Consider the following 9,373-nt stretch of genomic DNA (forward strand, 5'->3'; position numbering starts at 1 on the left):
AACCTAACCGGAAAGGCCTTAATAAATTATGAATGTCGTTACCCGCTTTGCTCCCTCTCCTACAGGATATCTGCATGTTGGCGGCGCCCGTACTGCCTTGTTCAACTGGCTATTCGCACGTCATCATGGCGGCACCTATTTGCTGCGGATCGAAGATACTGACCGGCAAAGATCGACCGAGGATGCGATCAAGGCGATACATGATGGGCTTGCGTGGCTAGGGCTTGGCGGAGATGCACCTGCGGTGAGCCAATCTGCCCAAGCACCACGTCATGTCGATGTGGCCAAAACGCTGATCGAACGTGGAGCCGCCTATCGTTGCTATCTGAGCACTGACGAACTGACCGCCATTCGCGAAGACGCCAGCAAAAATGGCACAACAGTGCGCTCGCCTTGGCGTGACCGCACTGACGCCCCAACGGATACGCCCTATGTCGTGCGCATGAAAATGCCTGATGATGGGGCAACAACCATTGATGATGCGGTTCAGGGCGCGGTGACTGTGCAAAATAGCGTGCTTGACGATATGGTGATTCTGCGCGCTGATGGCACCCCAACCTACATGCTGGCTGTGGTTGTTGATGATCATGATATGGGCGTGACACATGTAATCCGAGGTGATGACCATCTGAATAATGCGTTCCGGCAATATATGGTCTATCAGGGCATGGGGTGGGATATACCGGTTTTCGGGCATATTCCCCTGATCCATGGCACTGATGGTGCCAAATTATCAAAACGACATGGCGCGCTTGGTGTTGATGCTTATCGGGATATGGGCTTTCTGGCCGATGCTATGGTCAATTACCTGCTGCGGCTGGGCTGGGGGCATGGGGATGACGAAATCATCTCACGCGAGAACGCCGTTAAGTGGTTTAGCCTGGATAAGGTTGGACGCGCGCCGTCACGCTTTGATATCGATAAGCTGTATGACATGAATGCGCATTATCTGCGCCATATGGCACCAGCAGAGTTGGTTAGGTTGGTGCTGTCGATGACGGATGCGTCAAGCCCAGAAGCCGAAGCCAGAGTGACAACATTACTGCCGCTATTGAGCGAACGCGCCAAAACACATCTGGATATTGCTAATGCTATTGGTTATCTGCTGCATGACGGTGCACCGGTGATCAGCGATGACGCGCAGGCCTTGTTAACCGATCAGGCAAAGGAGAATATTTCCAGATTGATGCAGGATCTGACCAAGAACGACTGGGAGTTAGAGGCGTTAAAGCAGAATATAAAGGACTGGCTAGGCCAAAATAATCTGAAAATGAAGGATATCGGCCTGCCATTACGTGCCGCTGTCACAGGAATGCAACAGTCCCCCTCTATCATCGACGTGTTAGCCGCTTTAGGGGCCGACGAAGTGCGTGCGCGGGTTGCAGAGGCTTGCAAATAAAGGTTATTTGTTTTATAAAATCACTTCGCCCCCAATAAGAGTCCTGCGCATTTTGTGCGCCTATTATGGTTCGTGAAACGTCTTTAAGGATAACATTATGGCTGACAATTCGAGCACTGGTAAATCGATCACCATCACCGACAATGAAACCGGCAAGGTTACACATTTACCTGTTCATAAAGGGTCAATCGGCCCTGATGTTATTGATATTCGACAGCTTTATGCCGAAACCGGCATGTTTACCTTTGACCCTGGCTATGGCGCAACTGGATCATGCGTGTCTGGCCTGACCTATATCGATGGTGATAAGGGTGTGCTTTTGCATCGTGGCTATTCGATTGACGAGCTTGCCGATAAATCTGATTTTCTGGAAGTTGCCTATCTGTTGCTTGAAGGGGAATTGCCAAGCGCCGAGGCAAAAGCCAGCTTTGATACAGCGATCACCCGGCATACAATGGTGCATGAACAGCTTTCGACTTTTCTGCGCGGGTTCCGGCGTGACGCGCATCCGATGGCCATTATGTGTGGTGTTGTCGGCGGCTTATCAGCTTTCTATCATGACTCGACCGATATTCACGACCCACAGCAGCGCATGGTGGCATCACGTCGCCTGATTGCCAAAATGCCAACTTTGGCCGCAATGGCGTATAAATATTCGCAAGGTCAACCATTCAATTATCCGAATAACCAACTGTCCTATGCCGAGAATTTTCTGCATATGTGCTTTTCGGTACCTGCCGAACCCTATGTCGTTGACCCCATTCTGGCCGATGCGATGGACAAGATTTTCATCCTGCATGCCGATCATGAGCAAAATGCGTCAACCTCTACCGTGCGTTTGGCAGGGTCTTCAGGAGCTAACCCATTTGCCTGTATCGCAGCTGGCATCGCCTCTTTGTGGGGGCCAGCGCATGGCGGGGCTAATGAAGCGGTTCTTAATATGCTGAACGAGATCGGGCATAAGGATAATATTCCTGAATATATTGCCAAAGCCCGTGATAAAAATGACCCGTTCCGGCTATTCGGTTTTGGCCACCGCGTATATAAGAATTTTGATCCACGCGCCAAGGTTCTGCGTAAGGCATGCCATGATGTGCTTGGCAAATTAGGCATTCAAGATCCGCTTTTAGAACTTGCTATGGAACTTGAAGATATTGCACTTAAAGATCAGTATTTTATTGATAAAAAGCTATATCCAAATGTAGATTTCTATTCGGGCATCATCCTCAAAGCTATGGGCTTCCCCACCTCGATGTTTACTGTTCTGTTTGCTGTGTCACGGACTGTTGGATGGATCGCCCAGTGGAATGAAATGATCAAGGATCCCGCCCAGCGTATCGGTCGCCCACGCCAGCTTTATACAGGCCCAGGCGAACGCCCGTATCTTGACGTGTCCAAGCGCTAAGCTGTCGATCACAGTCACGATCACAGTCACGATCACAGTCAGCTAGATCAAGCCTTTTCAGATCGGTTGTCTTTGAGGCTGGTTGCAAGCCAAGGTGTCATGGCCTGTGCCACCATATCATCAAAATTGTTACCACCGCCGCGCATCATATCAGTCAGCGCACGAGCGCTAGCTGAGGCTTTTGACCGTGCTTGTTCGTCGGCCAATATGTTTTGTACAGATGCTGCCAGAGCCTGCGGCGTTGCTTGTTCCTGAAAGAGGAATGGATAGATAGGCCGACCAAGCAAAGCGTTAGGCAAGACAACATTTTCCATATTGACCAGACGCCGCCCGATAAATGCCGACAATGGCGAGGTGGCATAACATACAACACCCGGCACAGCATGAAGCGCCGTCTGCAATGTAACAGTTCCCGAAGCCGCCATCATGACATCAGCAGTGATCATAGCGGTCAGAAAGGCCTCACGCCCTGTATTAATGGATATATCATGGGCTATGCCATGATTGGCAGATATATGTTCAACCTGCTCGTGAACAGTCGATACGGTTGGCAATGTCACATCTAAAGCAATACCCTGTTCATGCAGAATATCAAGCGCAGCAAGCATTCGCGGCAGAAGCAGACTAACTTCAGATCGCCGGCTTCCCGGTAACAAGCACAGTTTATGTGTTTCCATATGCGATTGTTGTGCGGCGAACGCCGGTTTTTTTAATCCATGTTCAATGGCCCAAGCCTCGGGGTGGCTAATGAAGGATGCTTTCACATCAAGCCCTTCAAAGAATGCAGGCTCATGCGGGAACAGGCATAGTAACCCATCAAGATGACGGGCAAATTTATGCCGCCGCCACGCCCCCCAGGCCCAGACAGTCGGCGCCACCGTATGCACGATAGGTATGTGCATATTCGTGCGCGTCGTGCGGCGCTTTAACCGTGCGGCAAGACGGATAGAGAACCCCTTTGCATCAACAGTCATGACAAGTTTGGGATTATGCGCAACAATCTGCCCGACAAGGTTATCAGCCAGTGCTGAAAGTTTTGAATAAGCGGTTAAGACGGCGGAAAAGCCAACAATCGATAATTGATCCATATCAGCCAGCGGTTTCAGACCTTGTGCCAGCATCTTGTCGCCACCAACCCCGATCCAGTTCTGTTTACCGTATTTTGTTTCAATCGCCACCATCATCCGGGCAGCCAACGCATCTCCGGAAGGTTCACCGGCAAGAATAAAGATCGGCGCGCTCATCGTTGATTCCGTGGTTTTAACCCTACTAATGATATGTTACCAGCGATACAGGCAGCGATTACCTCGTCGCGTGGATCAGCCAGCATAACCCCACCAGCTTCGATGGCCATGACACGGATACCGGCATCAGTAACAGCTTTGACCGTTTCAAGACCAATAAAGGGAATATCAAGGCTTGTATCCTGAGCAGATTTCGGAATTTTCACAAACACGGCACCGCTAGCTGTCTTATCAAGCAGATCAGCCGAACGTGCCAGCATAGCATCAGTGCCCTCTGCTGCCTCTATTGAAATAATCCGGCCATCCTGCACGACAATCCCCTGGCCTATATCATGCGCGCCGATGCTATCGAGCACCGCACATCCAAGGTCAATATCAGCACGGCTCTGTTTACCAAGCCTAGCCCCAGCCAAAAGCCCTTCAGCAAGAAGTCGATCCGGCATTATATCACTGGCGGCCACGACCTTTATGCCAACCTCGGCAAAATATTCAGCAACGAGACGTAAAGTTTGATCATCGCCACGCATAAGCATTTTACCAAGCAATTTCATCCCATCCATATCAGGGCGTAAATCACCAATGGGAGGGCGTGTGACCTTACCAACCATAATCATGGCATCACAGGCGTAATCCAGCATCAATTTGCGCGTACGTCCGATATTCGCTAAACCAATAGGCTCAGTCTGAAAGCCGCTGTAATCAGCATCTGCCTGATGTTCCAAAGGCATCATCACAACATCATAACCATGTGCAATGGCGGCGTGGCCAATATCGACGGGAATGTGTCCCTGACCAGCGATAATGGCAAGCTTTGTCATAGTGCCCTCAGCGTTTGGCCGCCTGACAAACACCGTTGCGTCCGGCATCGTCAATAAAGGCAATCATGTCCTGAACTTCGGCAACATCAGCAAAATGAGCGCGTGTTGTTTCAACGCGGGTCGCAAAAATATCCGCACCACTAAACAACATCAAGAACGCGGCGCGAAGCGCACTTACGCTTTCATCAGAAAAGCCGCGCCGTGCCAGACCAATGACATTTATGCCAGACAGACGCGCGCGATTACCAACAGCGATAGTAAATGGCACCACATCCGAATCAACAAGCGAATGAGCACCAAGCATACAATGACTACCCACACGGCAATGCTGTTGTACCGCCGAGTAACCGCCAAGCATGACAGAGTCACCAATCTTGGCATGTCCGCCTAATGATGCGTTATTGGCAAAAATAACATTATCGCCAACAATGCAGTCATGGGCGACATGCGCACCTGCGAAAAACAAGCCATTATCACCAATGATGGTGCGCATATTATCAATCGCTGTGCCCGGGTGCATGGTGACATGCTCGCGAATGACACAATTTTCGCCAATCTCCAATGTCGATGCTTCACCGGCATAGCGGGTATGTTGCGGGGCGCAACCAAGTACAGCAAAGGGAAAAATTTGAGTGCCAGCGCCAATCGATGTATGGCCATCAACCACCACATGACTCATCAATTTGACACCGTCGCCAAGCACGGCATTATCGCCAACAACACAAAAAGCACCTATAGAGACGCCAGAACCGATGGTCGCGGCATTACTGATAATGGCCGTTGGATGAATATCGGTGCTGGTAAGGTTTGATTGATCCATTGAGCTGCCCATAACCTAACGCGCCGGATCGACAGTCATCGCGCCAAATTCGGCCTCGGCAACTGTTTTACCATCAACGGATGCAATACCGGTAAACTTCCACAAAGGCCCCTTGGCAGCGGTTTTTGTAACATGCAGGCGCATCATATCACCCGGACGCACCGGTGTGCGAAAGCGGGCTTTTTCAATAGTGGTGAAGAAAACAAGCTTGCCTTTGGTGGCATCACCAAGCGTGACAGCTACCATACAGGCCGCCGTCTGTGCCAAAGCCTCGACAATCAGAACCCCTGGCATAACCGGAAAATCAGGAAAATGCCCAACGAAAAAGGGCTCCCCCATGCTAACAGCTTTGATACCTGTTGCTTCCTGATCTTGAATTAAGTCTTCGACCCGATCAATCAGCAATAATGGTGGGCGATGCGGGATTAGCTTTTTAATCTCGTCAATGTTCAAATTTACTGTATCCACACCCATCATTATACCCTTGTCAATTTTTGTTGTCTGACTGTTTCAAAAGACGACGTAACCCAGCCAGCTTACGCCAATAATCACCACTTGCTTCGGCTGGAAAGCCAACAACGGTTGTATTGGCGTCTATATTTTTAGTTACACCCGAATGCCCCATAATTATAGCCCCATCGCCGACCGTTAAATGTCCGGATATGCCAGCCTGTCCGCCAATGATAACATTTTTACCCAAGGTAACACTACCTGCCATGCCAACCTGCGCGGCGATCATGCAATTGTCACCAATAACGCAGTTATGAGCAATGTGGCATAAATTATCGAGCATGACCATTTTGCCCACTATTGTATCGCCCAAAGCACCACGATCAATCGTGCTATTCGATCCGATATCACAACCATCAGCAATGCGCACAATACCTAATTGAGGCACCTTAACAACACTCTCTGAAGCCAGCTCAAGACCAAATCCAGCACTGCCAATGACAACACCGTTACGCACGACAACATGATCGCCGATATCAGCAAAAGCTATCGAACTATTGGCAAAAATATGGCACTGCGCACCGATAGTAACATGAGGATAGATGATCGCACCGGCCTCGATAATGGTGCCCGCCCCAATGACAGCGTCGTGCATGATTGTCGCGCGGGGTGATATTTGTGCTGTCGGATCAATGCGGGCGTCAGGCGCAATCCCCGCGGTCGTCCTATGCGCTTTGGGGGCAACCCGTTCTGTTACAAGACGTTGCGCCGCCTTGGCATAGGCAAGGCGCGGATTGTCCACAATGATCAGATGAATAGCATCAGGCAGGCTGTTCTGGCATGACTCAGGTGCCAGAATGACAGCATTGTCAGGAATAACCTGTCCGGCTAAATGTTTTGGACTTGATATATAGGATAAAGCCTCGCTAGTCGCGCTGTGCAAAGGTACTATGTCGGTAATAAGGGATGCAGATATGGCACTTGAAGGCGCGACAACAACACCCCCCACAATGACAGCAATATCTGCGACAGTCACCGTTTCGTCAAAGTCATAGAATGTGCGATTAATTGTCACCAAACTATCCTAATTCTTGTCAGGATTTGTAATTTCAATCTCAATTTTTGCATTTTTCGTGCGCTCATCCAGACGTTCAAGCACCTCGTTAGAGAGGTTAAAATGGGGTAAAAATATCAATGCAGAATTTCGCGCCAAAATAAGATCAAGTTTCTTTTCAGCGGCAATTTCGGCAAGGATGTCTATGGCCAACGCGCGCAGATCATTTTGTGCCTTTTGATAGGCGCTATCAAGAGCCTGACGGCGATACTGAATATCTTGTTGTAACTGGGTTACCTTATTCTGGAAGGCAATACGCTGTTGATCAAATTCAGCATCAGAAATCACCCCACGCTTTAACGTCAGGTCGCGCTCGGTATCCTGTAACTGTTTTTCAGTAACGCTAAACTCTTGCTGGAATTTTTCGCGTTGTTCATCAAGCAATTTTCGCACTTTATCGGACGCAACTGCAGAGCGTAAAACACCCTCAATATCGACAAGGCCTATTCGTGTAATATCTAAGTCAGGATCCTGTGTGGTCGCGTCCTGAGCCATTGCAGGCCCGGAAAGGACAAAAACAACAAGCCAAAAAATCGCATGTTTAGCTAATCGATAATGCATAATCCAGTTTCCTCATCGCGCAGACCAAAGCGTTTTGACAAAGCTAAGGCTATTTGTTTGTTCTATACATCATCTTAACGGCCTACGCCATGCTCCAGCCAGACAATGTCTAAAAACGCGTACCAATCGATAGTTGGAACCGTTTGGTTTCGTCATGCGATTGTTTTGATATCGGATCAGCCCAGTAGAATGACATCGGCCCCAAAACAGTATCCCAGAGAACACCCACACCCAGTGATGCCCGCATAGCTTGATCATTAGGCTTGGTTACGCCTGAGGGATAATCTGTTCCCCATACCGAACCAAAATCGGTATATGCCGTCCAGCGCAGACCAATATCCTTGCTTAGGCCAAGGTCTGATACAACTTCAACAGATCCTGCATACATATTATTTCCACCAACAGCCGCCTTAGAACCTGTATCACGCGGACCAATGCCTGAACCCGTGAAGCCACGTACAAGCCGACCACCAAGCGAGAAGCGTTGTGATTGTGTAACTTTTTCACCAAAACCAGTTACATGCCCGATACGCCCACGAACCCCCAATATAACGGCATTAAACAGATAGGGTTGATAATAAGCCGCGCGACCCACAGTTCGCGAATATTTTGCATCACCACCAAAACCAGCAAAGGTTTCGGATATTTCCATCAGATACCCTTCGGAGGGATCGAATCGGTTATCACGCGTATCCTTGCCCAGCGTATAACTGACCGAAGATGTTAGAATATTTTTTCCATTTTCTCCCGTCACCGACGTCGCGGTTGTTGATGAGTCAGTCGTTTCACTTTGATCAAGTCGGTAATTGACTTGATGATAAATATCATTAGCCGCACTAAAGCCAACGCCGAAACTAACACCTGTGCGTTTCGTTGTTACCGAACTGGACTTCGTCTTTTCATTAAACAGAGACGCACTGCCAGTCAGATTACGGCCAAGGAAATAAGGCTCTGTAATTCCAATAACAAAATCTGTTTTTGAGTCAGAAAGGCCAATGCTGGCACGCACCGAACGGCCTGAGCCCAAGAAATTACGCTCGGCGATGCCCAGATTTAAACTGGTCTTATCCAAGGTCGAATAACCGACACCAACACTGAATTCGCCAGTTGATTGTTCTTCAACAATAATCTGTGAAATTGTCTGATCTTCGCTACTGCCTTGAATATTGCGCACATCAACCGTGGCAAAGTACCCCAAATTGCGAATGTTCCGTTCTGAACGCTCTAGCTTGAGGGTGTTAAACGCATCTCCCTCGACAAGTTCCATTTCGCGGCGAATAACATCATCAAGCGTACGGGTATTATCAATAATATCAATGCGTTCAACAAAATTCTTACGCGCCTTGCCCACGGTGACATGAATATCGAGAACACTATCTTCAGGAATAGTTGTTATTTCAGGGCGCACATCAACAAAGGCATAGCCAAATTCGCCAAGGCGGTTGGTGATGTCAACAAGCCCCTGCTCAAGCCGTCGCACGTCGTACCGATTATCATCAGTAAAATCAAACAACGATATCAGATCAGGAATATCAACATTCTCTATCTCACTGGTCAGTGTA

At 49.0% G+C, this 9,373-nt stretch carries 9 protein-coding genes; 2 read left to right on the top strand and 7 right to left on the bottom strand.

Going from position 1 to position 9,373, the window contains the following annotated elements:
* Positions 1-28 precede the first annotated feature (28 nt).
* Together gltX and ACTF7Q_RS04755 are read left to right on the top strand one after the other, a co-directional pair.
* Positions 29-1,399: a glutamate--tRNA ligase gene (gltX, locus tag ACTF7Q_RS04750; RefSeq protein WP_438996711.1), complete on the top strand. Its 1,371-nt coding sequence runs from the start codon at positions 29-31 to the stop codon at positions 1,397-1,399.
* A 97-nt stretch (positions 1,400-1,496) separates the two neighbouring features.
* Positions 1,497-2,804 carry a citrate synthase gene (locus tag ACTF7Q_RS04755; protein ID WP_438996712.1) on the top strand — a complete coding sequence of 436 codons (1,308 nt, stop codon included), beginning with the start codon at positions 1,497-1,499 and terminating at the stop codon, positions 2,802-2,804.
* Between the two features lie 47 nt (positions 2,805-2,851).
* On the opposite strand, the gene lpxB is transcribed toward ACTF7Q_RS04755, so the two are convergent.
* From lpxB to bamA, 7 genes are all read right to left on the bottom strand, one after another.
* On the bottom strand, positions 2,852-4,048 hold the full coding sequence (gene lpxB / locus ACTF7Q_RS04760; RefSeq protein WP_438996713.1) for a lipid-A-disaccharide synthase: 1,197 nt from the start codon (positions 4,046-4,048) through the stop codon (positions 2,852-2,854).
* A complete protein-coding gene (locus ACTF7Q_RS04765; RefSeq protein WP_438996714.1) occupies positions 4,045-4,866 on the bottom strand; it encodes an LpxI family protein in 822 nt (273 codons plus the stop codon). The genes lpxB and ACTF7Q_RS04765 overlap by 4 nt, the downstream gene beginning before the upstream one ends.
* 7 nt (positions 4,867-4,873) lie before the next feature.
* Positions 4,874-5,686: an acyl-ACP--UDP-N-acetylglucosamine O-acyltransferase gene (gene lpxA, locus ACTF7Q_RS04770; protein ID WP_438996715.1), complete on the bottom strand. Its 813-nt coding sequence runs from the start codon at positions 5,684-5,686 to the stop codon at positions 4,874-4,876.
* A 15-nt stretch (positions 5,687-5,701) separates the two neighbouring features.
* The gene (fabZ, locus tag ACTF7Q_RS04775) at positions 5,702-6,160 is read right to left on the bottom strand and encodes a 3-hydroxyacyl-ACP dehydratase FabZ (RefSeq protein ID WP_438996716.1); all 459 of its coding nucleotides are present in this window, start codon (positions 6,158-6,160) and stop codon (positions 5,702-5,704) included.
* A 13-nt stretch (positions 6,161-6,173) separates the two neighbouring features.
* Positions 6,174-7,211, bottom strand: coding sequence for a UDP-3-O-(3-hydroxymyristoyl)glucosamine N-acyltransferase (lpxD, locus tag ACTF7Q_RS04780; protein WP_438996717.1), 1,038 nt, complete (start codon positions 7,209-7,211; stop codon positions 6,174-6,176).
* A gap of 9 nt (positions 7,212-7,220) precedes the next feature.
* Positions 7,221-7,745, bottom strand: a complete 525-nt coding sequence (locus tag ACTF7Q_RS04785; protein ID WP_438996718.1) for an OmpH family outer membrane protein — start codon at positions 7,743-7,745, stop codon at positions 7,221-7,223.
* A 175-nt stretch (positions 7,746-7,920) separates the two neighbouring features.
* On the bottom strand, positions 7,921-9,373 hold a 1,453-nt coding region (gene bamA, locus ACTF7Q_RS04790; protein ID WP_438996719.1), incomplete at its 5' end, for an outer membrane protein assembly factor BamA.

Origin of the sequence: Puniceispirillum sp. (SeqCode) (assembly GCF_965657105.1) — a bacterium.
Lineage (GTDB): Bacteria > Pseudomonadota > Alphaproteobacteria > Puniceispirillales > Puniceispirillaceae > Puniceispirillum.